Source organism: uncultured Psychroserpens sp. (genome assembly GCF_947492715.1).
Lineage (GTDB): Bacteria > Bacteroidota > Bacteroidia > Flavobacteriales > Flavobacteriaceae > Psychroserpens.
This window is the reverse complement of record NZ_CANLNS010000001.1, coordinates 894,959-916,587: the sequence shown is the minus strand read 5'-3', so window position 1 is coordinate 916,587 and position 21,629 is coordinate 894,959. Positions and strand designations below refer to the sequence as shown.

15 protein-coding genes are annotated in these 21,629 nt (G+C 34.7%); 11 read left to right on the top strand and 4 right to left on the bottom strand.

The window, feature by feature from the left end; all coding sequences use genetic code 11:
- Positions 1–11 precede the first annotated feature (11 nt).
- The 11 genes from Q0787_RS04120 to Q0787_RS04070 all read left to right on the top strand — a co-directional run bounded on the left by Q0787_RS04120 (position 12) and on the right by Q0787_RS04070 (position 16,337).
- On the top strand, positions 12–4,208 hold the full coding sequence (locus Q0787_RS04120; RefSeq protein ID WP_298900970.1) for a T9SS type A sorting domain-containing protein: 4,197 nt from the start codon (positions 12–14) through the stop codon (positions 4,206–4,208).
- A 4-nt stretch (positions 4,209–4,212) separates the two neighbouring features.
- Positions 4,213–6,633: a S8/S53 family peptidase gene (locus Q0787_RS04115; protein WP_298900969.1), complete on the top strand. Its 2,421-nt coding sequence runs from the start codon at positions 4,213–4,215 to the stop codon at positions 6,631–6,633.
- A 4-nt stretch (positions 6,634–6,637) separates the two neighbouring features.
- Entirely contained in the window at positions 6,638–9,223 is a 2,586-nt protein-coding gene (locus tag Q0787_RS04110; RefSeq protein WP_298900968.1) for a zinc-dependent metalloprotease, read from the top strand.
- Between the two features lie 4 nt (positions 9,224–9,227).
- The gene (locus Q0787_RS04105) at positions 9,228–9,971 is read left to right on the top strand and encodes a hypothetical protein (protein ID WP_298900967.1); all 744 of its coding nucleotides are present in this window, start codon (positions 9,228–9,230) and stop codon (positions 9,969–9,971) included.
- 4 nt (positions 9,972–9,975) lie between these two features.
- Complete coding sequence (locus Q0787_RS04100) at positions 9,976–12,144, top strand: S8 family serine peptidase (RefSeq protein ID WP_298900966.1); 2,169 nt, start codon at positions 9,976–9,978, stop codon at positions 12,142–12,144.
- Between the two features lie 227 nt (positions 12,145–12,371).
- Positions 12,372–12,731, top strand: coding sequence for a hypothetical protein (locus Q0787_RS04095; protein WP_298900964.1), 360 nt, complete (start codon positions 12,372–12,374; stop codon positions 12,729–12,731).
- The gene (locus tag Q0787_RS04090) at positions 12,721–13,182 is read left to right on the top strand and encodes a hypothetical protein (RefSeq protein ID WP_298900963.1); all 462 of its coding nucleotides are present in this window, start codon (positions 12,721–12,723) and stop codon (positions 13,180–13,182) included. Before Q0787_RS04095 ends, Q0787_RS04090 begins: the two co-directional genes overlap by 11 nt.
- On the top strand, positions 13,182–14,429 hold the full coding sequence (locus tag Q0787_RS04085; protein ID WP_298900962.1) for a hypothetical protein: 1,248 nt from the start codon (positions 13,182–13,184) through the stop codon (positions 14,427–14,429). Before Q0787_RS04090 ends, Q0787_RS04085 begins: the two co-directional genes overlap by 1 nt.
- Before the next feature lie 23 nt (positions 14,430–14,452).
- A complete protein-coding gene (locus tag Q0787_RS04080; protein WP_298900961.1) occupies positions 14,453–14,749 on the top strand; it encodes a hypothetical protein in 297 nt (98 codons plus the stop codon).
- A complete protein-coding gene (locus Q0787_RS04075; protein ID WP_298900960.1) occupies positions 14,746–15,204 on the top strand; it encodes a hypothetical protein in 459 nt (152 codons plus the stop codon). The genes Q0787_RS04080 and Q0787_RS04075 overlap by 4 nt, the downstream gene beginning before the upstream one ends.
- Positions 15,204–16,337: a type II secretion system F family protein gene (locus tag Q0787_RS04070; RefSeq protein WP_298900959.1), complete on the top strand. Its 1,134-nt coding sequence runs from the start codon at positions 15,204–15,206 to the stop codon at positions 16,335–16,337. Before Q0787_RS04075 ends, Q0787_RS04070 begins: the two co-directional genes overlap by 1 nt.
- A 16-nt stretch (positions 16,338–16,353) precedes the next feature.
- On the opposite strand, the gene pilO is transcribed toward Q0787_RS04070, so the two are convergent.
- From pilO to Q0787_RS04050, 4 genes are read right to left on the bottom strand one after another with little or no spacing between them, the layout of a single operon-like run.
- Positions 16,354–16,866 carry a type 4a pilus biogenesis protein PilO gene (gene pilO / locus Q0787_RS04065; protein WP_298900958.1) on the bottom strand — a complete coding sequence of 171 codons (513 nt, stop codon included), beginning with the start codon at positions 16,864–16,866 and terminating at the stop codon, positions 16,354–16,356.
- On the bottom strand, positions 16,850–18,064 hold the full coding sequence (locus tag Q0787_RS04060) for a hypothetical protein (RefSeq protein WP_298900957.1): 1,215 nt from the start codon (positions 18,062–18,064) through the stop codon (positions 16,850–16,852). Before Q0787_RS04060 ends, pilO begins: the two co-directional genes overlap by 17 nt.
- On the bottom strand, positions 18,064–20,211 hold the full coding sequence (locus Q0787_RS04055; RefSeq protein WP_298900956.1) for a general secretion pathway protein GspD: 2,148 nt from the start codon (positions 20,209–20,211) through the stop codon (positions 18,064–18,066). The genes Q0787_RS04060 and Q0787_RS04055 overlap by 1 nt, the downstream gene beginning before the upstream one ends.
- 10 nt (positions 20,212–20,221) lie before the next feature.
- Entirely contained in the window at positions 20,222–21,628 is a 1,407-nt protein-coding gene (locus Q0787_RS04050; protein WP_298900955.1) for a GspE/PulE family protein, read from the bottom strand.
- Position 21,629: the final 1 nt, after the last annotated feature.

The following is a 21,629-nucleotide window of genomic DNA, read 5'->3' as shown; positions in this document are numbered from 1 at the left end:
AAACAATAATTATGAAAAAAATAGCTCTACTCTTTTTTTGTTTCTTTACCTTTTTTATTAGTCAAGCCTCTAATTCTTGTAGTTTATATACTGGCACAGAACTAAAGGCTGATCTTCGTTATATAGATGTTTCTTTAACCTCAGGGCTCAATCAAGTTTTTGCTATCAATGGTCATAGTTTTTCCACAGATGATGTAGGTAAATTAATTGCTATAAGAAAAGGTCACCATAATCCATACAATGGTGTCGATGTTCCGTTTACAACCCCAGGGCGCATTGTTACAATTACAGCAGGTATTACTTCTGTTGCTACAGATGGCTCCTATGCAACAATAAATTTCACACCTAATCAAACAGTTAGTAATACCAAAGCTTATGTTTATACCAATAACTTTGAATTACTACAAACCTTAATGCACTCTGGAGCAACCACAATAGATTTGCCGCAGGACGGGATAATAGGTGTAAATCCATTTTATAATGCTGTTGGACCGGTTGCCAATACTGCAATTAAGGCACTAATGTTTCCCCAAACCAATGCATTAAGCATTCAAAATACAGGAAATGCACGTATTAAATTATGTGCTGAAACCATTGACTGGGATATTGAATTTGCTCTATTTGGTACTGCAGTAAGTAATCACGATATTACAGTTAATATATCTTGTATACCACCAGATGAAGCTACAACATGTTGGGGTGGTCGTTGCTCATTCTTCTCTACAAAATTAATATCTGATGATATTGGAACAGGTTCATCTCTTCGTACTATTAGATTATTAAACACTATAGCTAATGCTACAGACTTAAATTCTAACACAGACTCCTTCTGGAATTTTTATTTCGATGGACTTAATGGAGGTTTAGAGGACAACGTAAACTTTCAGGAAATTATTATTGAAAACAGTGATGAAGCAGCTGAAATTAGAACTAGAAATGGTGGTATATATCAATTTGGTGGTGGATCTCAAATGCATATCACCAATTTAAAAGTCAATTATAGTGGTCACTATTTAGGCGAAAATGGTCGAGACTTTATTGCAAATGAGGGTTTAAATGAAATCGATTATATCTATAATGAAACATTCGGTGGACAATGGCAATTTGAAAATTTTGAAATAGATAATGGCATTTTAAAACCTATAGCAAATACTGATTTTTCATGGTACGATTATGTAGCTCCTTCAAGAACTATGGGTGTTAGTATTGATGGGGTTACATTTTATCAATTTGACCTTGATGATCCATTGCGACCAGGCATAACAGATATTCTTAATGGTCATGAATTGGATATATCCAATGCTAGTTTGCCAAATGGAGTGTATACAATCACCATTCAGTTTCATAATGATTTTGATGACCTCGTGTTACCAATTCCTCGCCCTCATGATGATCCGCCTTTTGATCCTTATGTTAGAACTTATGGCCATCCAAACTATGTGCATCCAGATGTAGCCTTTAGATTAGATAATGTTACTAGTGAATTTGGGCATTGGAGATACTATGCAACGGGAGATCAATATGATGGTATTGATGCTTCAATAGTCCCTGTATTCTCAGAGATTTATAACTCCAATATTCAGGGAACTGGTTTACAATTTCAAAACTTTGGTGATGGCTCAGACAACCGAGAAATAGCCAATGTTACTAGAGGGACTTTAAAAATATTTAATAGTGATGTTAAAGCTCGGTTAATATTTGGGAGTTTAGAATTAACAGATACCGAAATTGATGGGGATTTTATTTATGTAAACAGTTTAGTGAGTCATGGAGGAAATCGTCTAGAGTTCCAAACAGTAGATGTATATCACTCTAATTTTATAAGTGTAAATGATTTTTATGACGGCTATTTAGTTCGGTTTTTAAAAGAAGATGTTTTAGTAAAACTTGATAGCACAACTTTTGGCACAAACTATGGTCAAGAACACTTGTTTCCGTATGTTCCTAATGGCACATTACAGTACATAAATAATTTAGATCCTAATAATCGATTACCACGATATGATAACAGCATAACTTCAATTTATGCCAATGAATTTACAGAGGAAAGCACAGTTATTTTTGAAAATTGTGAATTTGAACATGTTGATGGTAACTCATTCTTTTACAATAGTTTTAACAATGGTGTTCTAAGAAATGGTGCTAAGATAGAATTTAGAAATTTCAAGTTTAGAAACGCTACTGGTTTTGGTAAACTTATCCGACCATATTTCGCTCCAGATCATAAAAACAATGGCATGGCAGACATACCTATTGGGGACGAGTTACTGACATATAAACTCAACAAGACAAGTGATTTGCCATATTGCCTCGATGGATCAGACTTAAATGCCATAGGAGCTAGAATATCTTTTTCCAACAAACATACCTTGGCCAATAAATTTGTAAGTATCATAGTTCCTACTTTCACTACTAATGATTTTGGACAGTTCTTTTTTACAACAGATTGGGCTAATGGTGCTTATGTAAATGATGAATTTACACTTCGCATTACCGATGACTTTGTGCGTTTCAATCCATATTATACCAGTGGTAATACCAATAACAAAAGAGGTAATACTTCCCTTTCAAACTTAGTATTAAACACTTCAGGTAAAAGGCAAAATGGAGAAATTATTCGATTTAAGGTAGACTCAAAACAGAACAGAGTTATTGAGATTGTTGCTACATTAGATGGAAACCCAATAAACAAATATTACATAGATTCTGACCCTACTGGCACATTAGGGCTAGATGGGGAAATCTTATATTTAGAAGGAGACGACTCCGTCTTTTGGACGCACCAAGTGTTGCACAATAACATTACAGGAAACACATACTCTGTTAATCCTCAAATAGTAGATGGTCATACTGAAATTGATACAGATATCTATTTCTCTATAAAACAAGAACTACGTTCACAAGCGCCTTGGGAAGATTTTGAATTTAAACTAAAAGATACACATGGAAATGAATTTACATTCATCAACTCATCTGCCGATTTCTTCAGGCCAACAGCTATTACAGGTGCAAGTACAGATGTACATCCTGAATACTTAAAACACTTCTGGGCTTTTGAATCTCGTAGCCCTGAACACGGTAGTATTTTATGTTATATAGAAAACCGTACAGGACGAATTATATTTAAAGATGTATTGCCTTTTAATTTGGCAGCAGTAAATGCGCTAACGATAAATAACGGTTGGGAAGTTACGGAGCACCTTTGGATTCCGGGACCTAATAATCCCAGAGACTGTAGCGTTGATATCTACGGAAATTTTGACACTTCAGATACAGATTTTGCGGATGGGAATCCATGCACAGCCCTTCCTTTTGGGCATTTTAATCCTGCATGGAACACACCTTTCCCTTGGAAGGCAACAGAATACTATGCGGCATATCACACATTGTTGACCGAAAATTTCTGGGGCATCAATGGTTGTTCAGAGATTGTGAACCAAGGAACAGGAACAAATGTATGGATGCTTGGAAGCTCTAATCCTATCGATACTTCACCAGCGGGCAACGAAAGTGTGATTGCCTTTTGGGTGAAACGCAAACACTACGAATCCGTTTATAATGGTGTATTTACCGATTTGAATGATTTGGAAATAGGGAAACAGTACAGGCTTTCTTTCTACGATTCGCCAGTCTCTACACCAGGAGGGAGACAAACACCTAATCTATACTACAAGACTAAGGTAAAGGTAGAGGATGCTTCTGGGGAGCAAGAATGGGATGGTCCTAATGCGCATTACTACAATTTTAACAGCACAGCACCAAATATCTGGTATGAACGGGAGATGATTTTTACTGCAACCAGTGAAAGCATGAAACTCACCTTGGAGTTTCCATTGTATCCAGATCCGAACAATATAGTGAATGATGGTTATGTGGCCATAGATGAGATCAAGGTTACTTGTTTAGATAATATGGCAGGTAGGCAGCCTGTTGTGTCTATAGATAGAGAAACCATTGAAAATTCAATATCAGATGAGATCAAGCTGTATCCTAATCCTACAAAAGGATGGCTTACAGTCGATTTGTCCAACACAAAAGAGGTCATAGACCTAGTGACGGTATATAACCTACAAGGCGCCAAGGTAAAATCTGAAAAGCCAACCTCGTCAAATACAATCGATATTTCAGACCTGCAAAGTGGAATGTACTTTGTTAAGATTGAAACATCAACAGGTAAGAGTAACACCCAAAAAATAATTAAACTTTAAAATCATGAAAAAATTAATCACTATAACCATTTCATTCTGTATTCTTTTTTTAAATGCAAGTAATGCTCAAACAATAAGTAAAAAGAATGTCACTCTAAATGAATCATATACGCTTTATATAAAGATAAGTTCTAAAATAGATTTAGATAGTGGTAAAAATCTTTTGGGCTCTGTTTTACAAAAAATACCAGCCCTTGAGGACGTTTATAAAGAGACACCTTTCCAGTTGAAAAAAGGAATAGCTCTTTCAGTAGAAAAATTGCGAGCTATAGAAAATGCTGGCATTCAAAAACGTAAGGGTAAAAGAATTGGCCTGGAGAATATTCTCAAAGTAAGAATTGAAAACCCAACGTACGAGAAATTACTATCACTTAAGAAACGCATGGAAAAGATAATGGTTATTGAGTATTGTCATCTTGTTTCCAACAGACCACCGCTACCACCAAATGACATCTTTCCTGAAACACCATCTTTTAGAAATCAGCAAGAATACATAGATGAAGACCCAGGAGTTAATATGCAGTACGCATGGGATATTGGAGTTGATGGCTCAGGAATATTTGTTAGAAACATAGAATATGGTTTTAATAAAGCTCATGAAGAGTTAAACGATGTAAATGCATTTTATGCACCTGGAAGAACAGTACATCCATTGGCCTATGACTATTTAGGTGTTAACTACACTGAACACGGAACTTCAGTAATAGGAACTATATATGCCGATAATGGCGATTATGGAGTTACAGGAATGGTATCAGGTGTTGAAGAAGTAATTTTACACCCTGAGTGGACCGAAGAATATATAAGCGATGATAATATTTATGGTTGGGATAGAATAGCAACAGTTTCTGAGGCAATTGCAAATACAACTTCAGGAAATGTTATTATCTATGAAATGCAATCTAACGATAATGGTCCTGCAGAGCTAGACCCTGTAATTTGGGATTTAACCAAAGCTGCTACAGATGCAGGAATAATTATTGTAGCTGCCGCAGGAAACGGGGCCATAAACCTGGATGCACCAGCTTATAGTGAGTATATGTCACGTGGAGATAGTGGTGCCATAATAGTTGGTGCTGGAACGTCAGACACAAATCACGACGCATTATTTTTTAGCACTTATGGAACTCGTATAGATTTACAAGGTTGGGGAAATAATGTATTCACTTCTGGGGCAAACGCAGCCGTTGAAGTAATAGATGGCGATGTTAATCAAAGCTATACAAATTTCACAGGAACGAGTTCAGCCACAGCGATTGTAGCTAGTTGCGTGATTGCTGTTCAATCCTTTTATTTTAATAATACAGGAGCTTATTTATCAGGTGAAGAGCTAAAGAATATTTTAAGAGACACAGGAATTGCGCAGGGGACTTTAACATCTTCAGATCAACCAATTGGTCCATTACCCAACATGGAGGCAGCATTAAATTATTTAGACCCAATTGTTAATTGCAATGGTTATGTATATGGAAATTTTGATAGTGCAGATGCCGATTTTGCAGACGGGAATCAATGTACTGCCTTTCCATCAGGTCATTTTAATGCCGCATGGAATACACCTTTTCCATGGAAAGCAACCGAATTCTATGCAGCCTATCATATTCTGCTTACTGAAGATTATTGGGGCGAATATGGTTGTACATCTATCGTAAATCAAGGAACAGAAACAAATGTATGGATGCTAGGAAGCTCTAACCCTATTGATACCTCACCAGCTGGTAATAAAAGCGTCATGGCCTTTTGGGTTAAGCGTAAACATTATGAATCAAATTATAATGGTGTTTATATTCAATTAAACGATTTGGAAGTTGGAGATCAATACAAACTTACATTTTATGACTCTCCAGTCTCGACTCCTGGAGGAAGACAAACACCAAACTTATATTATAAAACCAAAGTAAAAGTAGAAGATGCCTTAGGTGTTCAAGAATGGGAGGGTCCTAATACACATTACTATTACTTCAATACAACAGCATCAAATACTTGGTATGAAAGGGAACTGATATTTAAAGTAACAAGCTCAAGTATGAAATTGACATTAGAGTTTCCATTATATCCTGATCCAGAAAACATTGTAAATGACGGTTATGTGGCTATAGATGATATTAAGCTTACTTGCGTGGGTGGCCCACAGGGTAGACAAGTAGATATAGCAATAGATAACGAAACAATTGAAAGTACATTGTCTGAAAACATAACACTATATCCTAATCCTACCAAAGGATTACTTAAAATCGACCTAAAAAACACTAAAGATTCAATAGATATAGTTAAAATCTACAATCTACAAGGTGCTCTTGTAAAATCTCAAAAACCAAACAACTCGAATGCAATTGATTTTAAAGGACTTCAAAACGGGATGTATTTTGTTAAGATCAAAACATCTTCAGGAAAACAGATCACTCAAAAAGTTATTAAGATTTAAAATCATGAAAATAAGAAAGTTACAAACTAGAATGTTGATGATTATACTTTTGTCTACAATGATATCAAGAGCTCAAAAAAATAGTCTTAATTGTGTTGATGAAACTTCTAGTGAATTTGTGCAACCTCTTAATAGGATAAGTGACAACAATTTCAGACATGAATCTAGTCAAGATATCGTAAACTTACCCGTAATTGTTCATTTAATTGGTTTTCCTGATAACGATAGTACACTTGGTGAAGATGATATTGCTAGATACTTTTCTGTAGTTAATTCCTATTTTTATAAAGTTGGACTAAGATTATATCTAGTAGAAATTCGTTATATATCTGAAGATCCTGTAGATAATGACCTTAATGTCTTATATCAATATTTGGATACAACAGCATACAACCTTCCTATAAGATACTTTGGTGGAAATTCTGGAGGAGCTAACAATGTGATTTCCTTTATCAGTAATAATTCTATTGGTGCAGAGCCTTTTGATTTTAATCAAACTTCACTTCACGAGCTAGGACATAATTATGGCTTATTACACACATTTGCAGGTACTGAATTAGGAAATAATCATCCTTTGGCTGAAAATGTAGCCAGAAGTGGAAGCCAAGCTAATTGTGATACAAAAGGTGATGGGATTTGTGACACACCTGCAGACAATTATTCGAGTTTTAATGATTTTGATATACATGGAGAACCTTATCACCCAGACTATGACAATATTATGTCTTATTACAATAGAACAAAAAGTTTTACAGAACAGCAGTATGAGGTAATGAGAGCTGGATTTCAGCACGATTTAAGCACAACAAGCCATATTAGATTGGGTCAAACCATTAATTACTCTTTAGATAGTTATGTGCAGACAGATATTCCCGATGCACCAGTTTTAAGTTCTTTAGGCGCTACTCATCTGGATAATAGAATGTCATGGTCTGTTGTTTCCAATAGTATGGGATACATGGTTGAGCGTTCTGAAGTCTCTTCCGAAGAAGGGTTTGTTACTATTGCCTTGAGTGGTGTAAGTGAGAACACCACAGAGTTTATAGATAGAAATATTCAACCAAATACTACATACTGGTATAGGGTTATTTCAGTGAATTCAAAAGAAGCATATAGCAATGTTTTACAAGTTACAAGTAATGAAATATTGTACTGCTCACCTGAAGATTTAAGTGATTGTAATTTTTTTGGATCAACTCAGTTTTACCCTCGTAGAGTAATCATATCAGATAATGTCACTTCTGTATTAGATACACCTGATATTACTTGTAGACCATATATTTCAATACAAGATTATGGCAGCGTTATTCTTTACCCTAACACAGATTATCAACTCGATCTAGATATGTACAATTATAATAATGGATTTTATAATGTATTTCTAGATTTAAATCAAGATGGTGATTTTGAAGACAGTGGTGAATGGGTAGTGAGCAACATCTATGGTGAAAGGCTTAACGATGTGCAGACAACATTTTCTTTTGATGAAGACATCGTTGTGCATGGAACTACAATTATGCGTATGAGTTTTTCTAATTATGAACTGATAAATGCTTGTGAATTTCCAAATGGACTTACATCAACCCAAGACTATATAATTTCACTTGGGGAAGACTGTAGCGTTGATATCTACGGAAATTTTGACACTTCAGATACAGATTTTGCGGATGGGAATCCATGCACAGCCCTTCCTTTTGGGCATTTTAATCCTGCATGGAACACACCTTTCCCTTGGAAGGCAACAGAATACTATGCGGCATATCACACATTGTTGACCGAAAATTTCTGGGGCATCAATGGCTGTTCAGAGATTGTGAACCAAGGAACAGGAACAAATGTATGGATGCTTGGAAGCTCTAATCCTATCGATACTTCACCAGCGGGCAACGAAAGTGTGATTGCCTTTTGGGTGAAACGTAAACACTACGAATCCGTTTATAATGGTGTATTTACCGATTTGAATGATTTGGAAATAGGGAAACAGTACAGGCTTTCTTTCTACGATTCGCCAGTCTCTACACCAGGAGGGAGACAAACACCTAATCTATACTACAAGACTAAGGTAAAGGTAGAGGATGCTTCTGGGGAGCAAGAATGGGATGGTCCTAATGCGCATTACTACAATTTTAACAGCACAGCACCAAATATCTGGTATGAACGGGAGATGACTTTTACTGCAACCAGTGAAAGCATGAAACTCACCTTGGAGTTTCCATTGTATCCAGATCCGAACAATATAGTGAATGATGGTTATGTGGCCATAGATGAGATCAAGGTTACTTGTTTAGATAATATGGCAGGTAGGCAGCCTGTTGTGTCTATAGATAGAGAAACCATTGAAAATTCAATATCAGATGAGATCAAGCTGTATCCTAATCCTACAAAAGGATGGCTTACAGTCGATTTGTCCAACATAAAAGAGGTCATAGACCTAGTGACGGTATATAACCTACAAGGCGCCAAGGTAAAATCTGAAAAGCCAACCTCGTCAAATACAATCGATATTTCAGACCTGCAAAGTGGAATGTACTTTGTTAAGATTGAAACATCAACAGGCAAGAGTAACACCCAAAAAATAATTAAACTTTAAAATCATGAAAAAATTAATCGTATTAATCTCAATGCTCATAGCGAGTATGGTAACAGCACAAAATGAAATCCCAGAAAACGGAAATGTGGGAATAAATACAACCACGCCAACCCAAGAATTAGAAGTAAATGGAATTACAAAAACAAATCAATTAATAGTAGGGGAAACAAATACAATTCCTTTTTTTGTAAATGCATGGTTAGAGGGTGGATTTTCTTCGCAATTATTCCTTAATTCCTCATTAAGCCAAACTAATGAAAGACTTTGGGCTTTATCTGCCATAAATGGAAGTTTTAAAATTTTTAGTGAGTCTGATGACTTCTCTTCAATAAAAGAGGCATTTGTTATAAATAGAAGTTCTGGTATAGAGATAGAAAACGTATTATTTCCGAACGGAAATGTAGGAATAGGCACCTCTTCTTTTGTAGAAGGAGATGATACATATCGTCTCTCTGTAAATGGGAAAATAAGAGCACACGGTGTTAAAGTATACACAACTTGGGCCGATTATGTGTTTGAAGATAGCTATGAACTTAAGCCTTTAGATGAGATAGAAAATTATATAAAAGAACGCGGCCATCTACCGAATATACCTTCTGAAGAAGAGGTATTAAAAAATGGCATTGAATTAGGTGAAATAAACAAACTGCTTCTTGAAAAAATTGAAGAACTGACCTTATATATGATAGACCAAGACAAGAAAATAAAAAGTTTACAGAGACAATTAGATACCTTAACTAAGAATTGAAATTATGTTAAAACAAAGTCATACTAAGAAATATATATGCTTGTTATTATGCTTGTTAAGTGGTTTTATGTATTCTCAATCTGAAGATGATATTGAGAACCCAAAAAAAAGTTACTATGTTGTAATGATAAGTGAGTTTCAAGCTCCAGAATTCAAAGCTCAAAATGGGGTTTTGAGATATTCAGGCGATAACTCAAAAGAAAAAGAAGTTTTTGATCGTTATGAAATATTAAAGTTTTACCAAGTGTATTCAAGATTTAAATCCTCATCGTTGAGAAGCGCATTCTATTTAGAAACGACTTCGGAGGATTTGCCATCAATTTTACTCAAAAATTTTCCTATCAAGTATAAAGCTATAGAGGATATTACGGATCATAAAATTGAATTATTGTCTCAAGATCCTTATTATCCAGAGGAATTCACTACGAGTTCAGTCAGAATCCCTTTTGATGCCAATACCTTTGATAGATCAGGATTAGAATATATTAATGCTCCTAGGGCATGGGGAATTACCAATGAGTTAGATCCCGGAACGGTTATAGGAATATCTGACGCAAAAATTGATGATACAGATAGTGAATTTGACGAAGGCAAAGTTGAATTTGTGGGTTATTATCCTTTTGCAAATACCACGCCCGACTGTGAGGATCCATCAGCAGAATCAACACACGGTACAGGTGTAGCTGCTATAGCCGCAGCAAAAGGGGATAATGGTTACGGATCTATCGGAGTATGCTACGATTGCAATATTTTGGCAACAAGCTACAAACCAGATGTTAATACAGGTCCACAGTTCAGTGAGTTAAATGGTGTCTTGGCACTTGCCCAACATGGAGCACGAGTCATTAATATGAGTTGGGGTTTAAAAACTTCACTCAACCCAGACGAATATCGAGCAACGTATTATGGATCAAATTTTCAAGAGGCTATAAACGAAATTGTTGATGGCTATGACGTTGTTTTAGTTGCTGCTGCAGGAAATAGAAATTCATTTGAAATTTGGAGTGGGAATAGTTTAATTGGGCACTCAAATACGCCTGTACATTATGAGTATCCGGCTTCATTAGATAATGTAATATCGGTATCCAGTGTAAACCATTGGTATACCTTAAACGAATATCCTGATACTGAATTTGACACAGAGTTTGAATTAAATGGTGATAAGTATTATAGATTCATGGAAGATGCTGTTTCCCCTTATGTAAAAGATCCCGAAAATGTTGATGAATCGCCTTATGGGATTTATATCAACCCATGGCATCCCGAAGTTGGGTTTCCGATGCATACATTAAATGAGAGTATAGACATTCTTGCACCAGGTTATCAAGTTTTTGGTTATCCAAAAATAATATATGATTGTGTGGGAGATTTAGACCCAGATGAAAATCCTATTCATCAATCAGGCAAATACGGCTCTGGAACTTCTGCTGCAGCACCTTTTGTCACTGGTACGATTGGCTTAATGTATACGGTTGATCAATGTTTAACGTCAAAGGAAGTAGAAGCTATTTTAAAATTAACGGCAAAAGATGTCGAATCTAACCCAATAAATTCACCTTTTATAGGACACATTGGTGCTGGAAAATTAGAGACTGGTAATGCTGTTGAATTCGTTAATGAAATGAATAAATCTGATGGCGATGTCAAAATTAAAAATCATATATTTTATCGTTACAATTTTGATATTAGCCGCTTTGAAAATGACTTATCTCTTGAAAATGTAGAGTTTATAGAAGATGCTAAAGTCACCTTCAAAGCAAAAAATATTATTGATCTTAGCGGAGAAGTTACTTTAGAACCAAATATAAACGGTTTTATTGACTTAGGAATTGATAATGATATAGAAAACAGATGTAATTATATGCCTCCTATTCCACCAGACCCAGATCCTATAGACCCAGTAGATCCAGGTCATGGAAATGATGAGCCAACGGATGAAGATGTTATGTTATCACCAAACCCTGCAAGAGATTACTTTATCGTAGAATTAAATTATGATGACGATCAAGTTTCACAGGTTTTAATATATAATTCACTTGGTGTACAAATAATGGATGTTGCTTTAGATGGGCAACAGGAAATAAATGTATCAAGTTTAAATTCAGGTATTTACTCTGTCAAAATTTTTACTTTTCAAGGCTATGTTTTTAGCAAGCAACTAATTAAATATTAAACAAAATGGGATAAAATAAAAAGCCTGACGTATTCGTCAGGCTTTTTTCGCTCCTCTTCATAGTCCACTTTCGGATCGTATAACTATGATTATCAATTGCTTAAAAGATGATAGCTTATTTTAAAGTTCTATTTTTAAGCATTATCCTTAATCATTTAAAGGTTTAACCTTTAATAAAGTATCTAAAGGCAATGTATTTTTAAGTCTAGATTAATCGTAATGAAACTATGTTAAAAAAAGTAGCCGTAGTACTTGTTCTTCTGTGCTTATATACTTGTGAAGAAATTATTGCAGTTGAAGATATTTCTGAAATGGATCTTACCATTTTAGCGCCAACAAATAATGCAACATTAGATAATACAGCAATCAATTTCTCTTGGCAGCCTATCGAATTTGCAGATAGCTATCAATTGCAAATCGCAACTCCAAATTTTGAAACGCCACTTCAGTTTGTAGAAGATACCCTTCTAACGGGTTCGAGCTTTACTAAAAGTTTATTAAGTAATGAGTACCAATGGCGTGTTAGAGCAATAAATTCTGCATACGAAACAGCGTATACTACACAAAATTTGAGTATTGAAGATTAAAAAGAAAACATATGTGCTATTGGTGTTGGTTATAGGGGTATGGGGAACCGTTACCTATAAAATTATTGCTGGATTGAATCCTGATTTGCCAGAGTTAAACACACCGCAAGTATTGGCAAAAGCAAACTTTAAAGTGGATACAGTCATTGATACGTTTTCAATTAAAACCGTAGATAGAGATCCTTTTTTAGGAACAATCACAAAACCCAAAACAGTTCAGAGTAGTACTAAAAAAAGAAAAACAGTGACATGGTTACCTGTTGAGTATTTAGGGATTGTTAAGAACAAAAATTATAAGGAACAGATCTTTATTATAAGCATTAATGGCAAACAGTCTTTAGTAAAAAAAGGACAAACAAAGGATAGTATCACTTTAGTTAGAGGTAATAAAAATAGGCTAACCCTTCGTTATAAAAATGAACAAAAAGTAATTGTAAGAAAAGCACACTAATGAGAACATTAAAAGCAGGAGCATTACAGATGGTCACTTTCATTATCGTAGTGATCGCATTGTTCTTGTCATCAATTCTCATTTTAATGCATGTTCACAAGCAATTTAGAATACAAACCAATCATACTATCGAAACGGTAAAGTTATTAGATGAAGGCATTCATTATCAAATGCCTAAAACCGTTACAACAGATGAAAATAGGACCATGTCATTAATTGCTGAAGATGATAAACACTTAAAACTAACAAAAGGCTTTTGGGGTGTTTTCGAACAGATGCACGTCGAAGCACAAATAAAGAACAAAAAGCTAGTGAAAATGGCATTTGTTGGTGAGCAACCAAGGCCATCAAGAGTAGCACTGTTTTTAAAAGATAATAATAAACCCTTAGTGGTTGTTGGCAATACCCGAATAGAAGGCAGTGCCTATTTACCCAAACGAGGGATCAAAACAGGGCATATTTCAGGACATTCCTATTACGGAACAAAAACTGTATATGGCGCTACAGAAGTAAGTCGGCAATTCCCTAAGCTAGATAGTAAACTAGAAGCACATATTAAATTATTGACCGAATATAAACTAGTGAATCAAGAAAATATACAGAACATCGATTTGCATTCAGGCAAAACACATATCAATTCGTTTGAAAATCCATTAATGTTGGCATCTAGTCGTAATGAGATTATGCTTTCTAATATCACACTTAGTGGTCATATTATCGTACAGTCCAACCGCAAGATTATCGTAGATGAGACTACACAATTAAAAGATGTTGTTCTTATAGCTCCAAATATTGAGATAAGAAAAGATGTAAAAGGAATCTTTCAAGCCTTTGCCACAAAACAGCTTAACGTTTCTGAAAATGTAAAACTCAATTATCCGTCTGCCCTCGTATTGTATGGCGATTATATAAAGGAAGAAGCGCATCACCTTGAGCTAGCTTCTAATTCTGAAATCAAAGGTATTTTACTGTGCTTAGGGAGAACACGATCTGATAATTTTGATGTTCAATTGAAAATAGAAGACAACACAATTATTGAAGGTCAAGTGTATTGCGAACAGAATCTAGACTTACGTGGTACTGTTTACGGAACCGTTTATGCCAATAATTTCTTGGTTAAAGAAAACGGAACAACATATCAAAACCACTTGTATCATGCCGAAATTAATAGCAATGAACTTACAGAACAATTTGTTGGACTGTCATTTAATACGTTGCCAAAACAGGTTATGAAATGGTTATACTAAAAAAAATAAAAGCGTCTAGCATAATGGAAACATTAGTGGCAACCATTTTAGTGCTTGTTATTTTTATGGTCTCAAGTATGATTTTAAACAATTTGTTTTCTAACACGATTAGAAACAATACGAGACAAATTACAGCACATCTTAATGAATTAGAATATATGTATCGCAGCAAAAAATTAACGATTCCTTATCAGGACGATTTTGAGCATTGGAATATTTCTATTACTAAAGAGAAGAGCGACCATCAAGATATCATCTTGTTTTCGGCATTTAATACAGCCACAGAAAAGACCATCGAAATATCAACTTTTAAAAAATGAAATCAAAAGTGCCTGCATATACCATAAATGAAATGCTAATCGTAATTATCGTATCTACCATAATTATAGGCATTGCTTTTTCGGTATTAACATTGGTGCAACGTCATATATGGGCGATTCAAGAACATTTAAAATTAAATACAGAACTAAACAGGTTAGAACAATCGCTTTGGATTGATACCGCTAAATATGGAACGATATCATTTTCAGAACAAGACAATACACTCGTATTTAGTTCACCAATTGATTCTGCTGTTTATCATTTCAACGAAAAAGTAGTCACGAAATCTACCGATACATTTCACGTAGCCTTTGAACGAAAGCAATTCTATTTTAACGGAAATATAACCAATACCAAAAAGGTAGATGCATTTCGCTTAGAACTACCAAAAGTATACGGCAAACAACGCCTATTTATTTTTAAACAAACTGATGCAACACAATTTATGAACTAATGGCATTTCAATTAGATAACATACAACCAAGTAAGACTATTAATTCAAAAGCTAGTACTAATGTTGAGTCTATTCTCAATAAAGAAATTGTTGTTTTAAAAAAGCCGTTTTCTAATAAAATTAAAGAAGCATTTTATGGAGAGCTAAGCGTATTACTCAATGCAGGTATTACCTTAAAACAGGCTTTAGAACTTATCGTTAATTCACAAAAAAATAAAAAAACCAAGGTGGTTTTAGAGGCCATTCTTAAAGCTATAGTTAATGGCGAAAGTTTCTCTGAAGCGATACAAGTCTATAAAGATTTTTCAGATTATGAATACCACTCCATAAGAATAGGTGAAGAAACAGGAACCATCCCAAAAATAGCCCAGCAATTGGGTGAATTTTATGCTAAAAAAAATGAACAGCGTAGGCAACTGATAAATGCCTTAACGTATCCAAGCATCATATTAAGTACAGCGATATTGGTTGTAATCTTTATGTTACAATTTGTTGTACCAATGTTTCAGGATATTTTTAAACAACAAAACGTAGAGTTACCTGCTATTACGCAGTTTGTGGTGAATCTGTCTAATGTAGTTCGCGATTATGGATGGTTAATGCTATTGTTTATTTTTAGTGGTGTCGTGGCTAATCTTCTATTGAAAAAAAAGGAATGGCACAAACGAATGAAAGATAATTTACTCACTAAAATCCCTTTTGTTGGAAAATTTCTAAAGACCGTGTATTTGTCTCAATTTACGCAATCCATGATGTTGTTAACAGCGTCTAAAGTTCCAATTGTTGAAAGTGTCAATCTGGTAAAAAAGATGATTGATTTCTATCCGTTAACTAAAGCCTTAAACGATGTAGAACATCAAATCGTTAAAGGACAGTCTCTAAGTAATTCATTGGAGAAACACGATATATTTGATGACAGAATGATCACATTAATAAAGGTATCTGAGGAAACCAATCAAACCGAATACATTTTTACAAAGTTGAATACACTGTACAGCACTAAAGTTCAAAACAGCTCTAAAATGTTATCGACACTCTTAGAACCTTTTATTATTATTTTTATTGGCGTATTTGTTGGTTTTATACTAATTGCAATGTATTTACCAATGTTTAAGTTGAGTAGTATTATATAAATAGATAGCCGTTTTTTTACCCAAAACTTTTAAGCAGCACATGTGCCTGTAAGTAGTGTTTACCGGATTTATAATTTTTCTTTTTCTGAAAGTCTAAGTTGATGATTTCTCCAAACTTAGTGTTTTGTTCTAACCTGTGAATAAGTGTAATAATGGCATTATAATGACCTTCTAAGGTAAATTGATAGGTGTTTACACTTAGGTCGCCTTGCTTAATTTGATGCGGCTCAATAAAATTGCTCACTTTTAAACCTGTACTATCGGCATAAGTATTTATGGTTTTTAGGATGCTGTTTTGAACGGAATTATCTTTAAGTTGGTATTTGGTGAGCAACGAATCATAGTACTTTTCCTTTTGTTTTAATGACGATAATTGCATCGGTAGATTATCGAAAGCTACCGCTTCATTTTTTAAAGCCTTGTATTCTTGTTTGGTTTCAAGGGTATTTGAAAATGCAAATTTATAGGCTATAATAACCAGTAAGATAAACCCACAAACAAGAGCGATATTTTTAGTTTTTTGCGTCATCGTTGATATAAATTTTAAATGAAAACGAAGATGAAGTTTTAGATTTATCATCAAAATTGATAATCTCAATCCGCTGAATCCAATCTATGGCTTCAAGTTTAGAAATCCAATCTGATACTAATACACTTTCTAAAGATATTCCTGAAACCCGAAGGACATTTATGTCATTTTCGATTGCTTTTTTAGCTTTTATTTTTTTTAGAAGTGGTTGATAGTTTAATTCTGAAAGCATAATTTTTTCAGGTAAACTAGTGATAATGGCATTGGCATAAAAAGAACTATGCGAAGCATTACTCTTTAGGACATCTTCAACCTGCTTTTGCATTTTAAGAACCTTTTCATTTAAACCAATGACTTTGGTCTTGGAGGTGGTTAAAACCTGGGCAGTTTCTTTGAGCTCACTAACTTTATCGTAATAGTTATTAAATAGAAAAAAATTGACTAGAAGGAGTATAAATAAAAAGGAGAGTCCAAGTTTTATAAATTGCGTAAAAAACTGTTTTTCCTTAAAGTCCGTTATCAAACGTTGTTGTGTATCACCAAATACCGATTCTAGTTGCTTAGAGGATGTAATGAGACTCAATGCCGATGAAAAATTTATCAACTGATTGGCATCCAAGGGCGTTCCATTAACGTTATAAGTAACGGTTGACGCTTCGCTATTTAAGCTAATAGAATTAATAACCTTACCCTTTTTTGTAAGTATTGCGTTTGAGGTTCGGATGGTATCTTCGGAAATAAACCCAACTATTGACGCTATCATTAAATTACCCAATGAGACATCTACCACAACCATTCCGTTTTGCTTGTAATCTTTCAGTAGATCATCGATATGTGTTTTTCTGCATATCGACACAAAATGACTATGCTCTTGCTTTAAAACCTCATAATAAAAGTCGTCAATTTTGATATTAGGAAAAGCCTGAAGCACGAGTTTAATCGTTTCGCTTGCATCACTTTCAACCTTTTTGGTAATGACTAATTCGTTATTGACAACCAAAAAAACGGCTTTTCCCTTCGGAATTGCTTTTGAAATGGCTTCGAGCGTATGCTCTTGGAAGCTGTCTTCAATAGCAACTTGGTTTTTAGATTTCTTTAAACCAATACCATGATATACCGCATTGCCATTTACTAATGTTTGTTCAACACTGTAAAAGCTATTGCCATACGTGAGATATGATATGAGTTTTTGTATCATTAATAAATTACTGTGGGTTTAATAAATACTGTGAGTTTCGATTTTCGACCTTCTCTAACTCGTTTGCTAAATAACCATTTGATAATTGGTATTCTTGCTAAAAAAGGAACACCTGAGCCAGAATTGTTTTTGTAATTTTCTTCTAAACCCCCTAATACGGCAATATCTTGGTCTTTCATACGTACAACCGATGAGAAATTACGAGAGTTGATGTCTGGCGGAGCATCATCTGCGATGCGCTGCCCGAAGCTAGATTGAATAACATTGATATCCAATAGCACTTGTTTATCTCCGGTAACATAAGGTTTGATATCTAAACCTAATTTAGCGTCAATAGGAAAATAGTTGCGTATTTCTGAAGTTTGAGGATTATCTGTACCTATGATGTTTCTTTGAACGATAGCATAATATGAGGTTTGCCCATTAGAAAAAGAGGCTCTATGGCCATTTAAAGTCGCCAATTTAGGCGTGGATTTAATTTTAAGATCACCATTGGTTTCCATGGCTTTGATTGTTGCAAAGAAGTTAGGAACCACTCTACCAAAGTTAAAGACAGAAGTACTGCTAAAACCGTTAATGATTTTATTAATGGTTTTAGCTCCCAGGGTTAAATCTGTTGTAGGGAACAAATTACCTTGCGTTGTTTGGGGTTCGTCTCCAATACCCCAGGTGACACCTGCTTCAAGTGTATTGGTTGTTTGTGCTTCTACAATCATCACTTCAATAAGAATAACAGGAATCGTTTTGTCTATTTTACTCACAAAATCTTTGAAGAATTCAATGCGCGCGCTCGTTCCAGTAACATAGATATTATTGAGTTCGAAATCTACTTTGAAATCTAAACCGAATTTAATCTCTTCGGGAATAATATCTAAGATGCTTCTAGACTCTTGGTTATGAGATCTTATATTTCGATTGTTAGAGTTTTGGGGTCTAGGTACATTACCAGTGTTGTAGCTGGTTTGGTTTCTAAATCCTTGATCTGCCGCGATAAAATTATCTCTAACATTGTTATTAGTTAACATAGATTCTGGATCATCCATAAGATTGACAGAACGATGTTTTAATGTGATGATTTCAACCTTGCGAACACTAAGCTGATTTGTTGTTCCGAAGAAATAAATATCTCCTTCTTTCTTAAAAGTATAACGTTTAGATTCGACGTTACTTGCTTGTTTACCAGAATTTCTATTACCAGAAGATGACGATGTATTGTCGGTGTTTACTCTAGGCTTTACATCGGCCTGAGGTTCAAACATTTTTACAAGAAGGTTGTCAAAACTTATAGATTTTGTTTTTATAGTAACGTTTCCTGCTTGCTCTAAAGGTGACGCTAAAAACATACTAATATCTAATGAGTCTCCAACAGTTCTTATCACGTCTGAAATGGGCGTATTTACAAAATTCACCTCTAAAAGTTGCCTGTTTTTATCTAATACTTTAAAGGTCGAATTTGGCTGCAATCGTCGCCTCAAACTCTGTTGATTTGTTGATGTGTTATCTTTCTGTGCTACATCAAACACATAAAAATTATCCTTGGTTTTGGTAAGAGTTAAATTATTGGCCAGTGCCAACTTATCCATAGCAGCATCAAAATTTGTGGTCTTAATGTACGAGGTGAGTTTTTGATTTTCCATGCCAGGCGCAAACATCAAATTTTTTGCACTAGCATCCATAATATGCCTAAAAACTTCGTAAAGATTATTCTCTTTGGTATCAAGTGCAATAGTGTTACTTGTAGGGTCATAGTCTATAACAATTGGATATTCTTTGTTTTCTTCAATGTGAACATAGGGTTTTATAGACAATATCTGACCTGTAAACTCAATATCCAGATTATACTCCTTGCACAGAAATAACAGTACGTTGGCAATTGTAACATCTGAAAAGTTATTGGTGAGATTAATTTGACCTAGTTGCGATGATACATTCATACTTATGTTATGAACATTAGAAACAGCCAAAAGAAAATTGGCAAGCGTCACTTCATTTAAAACGATACTAGCATCTAGAGTTTCGCTCAAACCTTTATTAGTTAGAGACAAACTGTCTAACTGCGTTTGTATGAGAGGTAATCTATCGTTGGTTTGTGCTTGCCCTATTGAAAAGACCAGAAATATGATAATAATTGAAAATATTGATTTCATTGATGCGGTTTTAGATTAATAGCGCGTAGACTTCTTCTACCGAAGTTATACCTGTTTTAATGAGATTAATAGCGTTGTGTTTTAAGGTCGCTATGTCATGTTCTTCTATATAATTGTCAATCTCAAGATTGTTGTTTTTAATATGAGATACCAACGCTTTTGTGATTGGAATGATTTCATAAATGGCTTTTCGTCCAGCATATCCAGTATAATAACAGTGACTACAACCTACCGAAACAAATTGCGTTGTTAAGTCTTCTGGAATATGGAATGAACTCGGAACATCAGTTTTTAAAATTGGTTGCTCTTCCTTGCAGTCTTCACATAGCTTTCTAACCAAACGTTGAGCGACGCTAACATTTAAAGTACTAGCAATTAAAAATGGAGCAATGTCCATATCAACGAGCCTTGTAATCGTAGCCCAAGCAGAATTGGTATGAATTGTTGACAATACCAAGTGGCCAGTTAATGCTGCTCTTATCGCCATATTAGCCGTTTTAGCATCTCTAATCTCACCAACCATAATCACATCTGGATCTTGCCTTAAAAAGGTGCGTAAAGTACTTGTGAAATCAAGACCGATGTTCTCTTTAAGTTGCACTTGGTTAACACCTTCTAAGGTATACTCAATAGGGTCTTCAATGGTTAAAATGTTCGCTTGTTCGTCATTTAATAGTTTCAAAGTCGCATAGAGCGTCGTGGTTTTTCCGGAACCTGTTGGACCAGAAATGAGAACAATACCATTAGGTTTTTTTATGGTTTCTTTATAGGTGTTTAATTCTTCAGTCGAAAACCCTAAATCATTCAATTCAATATGATCGGCATCTTTACTTAATATTCTAAGTACTATTTTTTCTCCATGAAGCGTAGGCAATGATGATACTCTAATATCAAACTCATCATTTGCCGTTTTAATGGTAATGCGACCATCTTGTGGTAATCGTTTTTCTGAAATATCTAATCCTGCTTTTATCTTAAGTTTGTTGATAATGACAGGATACTCTTCTTTAGAAATGATAAAGTAGGTTTTAAGTTTTCCGTCTAATCTAAAGCGTACACGACAGTTGTTTTCATAAGTCTCAAAGTGAATGTCACTACTTCCGATAGCTTTTGCTGTAGAGAGCAGTTGCTCCAAAAAATCTGACGAATAACTAAATGAAGTAGTTTGAGTTCTTTTTGTTGTTCTGAAATTTGAAGCCAGATACTGCTTAATAATTTCTGGAGTTTCATAAATTAAGGACACCGATTTACCTAATACAATGTGTAATTCTTGTTGTAGACTTTCGGAAGTGTCTTCAGACTTAAAAGTAATATGGTTACCATCCTTATGTATAGGAATAATATGATATTGATAGGCTTGCTCACTACTAATAAGTTGTGATAATTCTACGGGTATGTTGTAATCTTCCTTTATCATA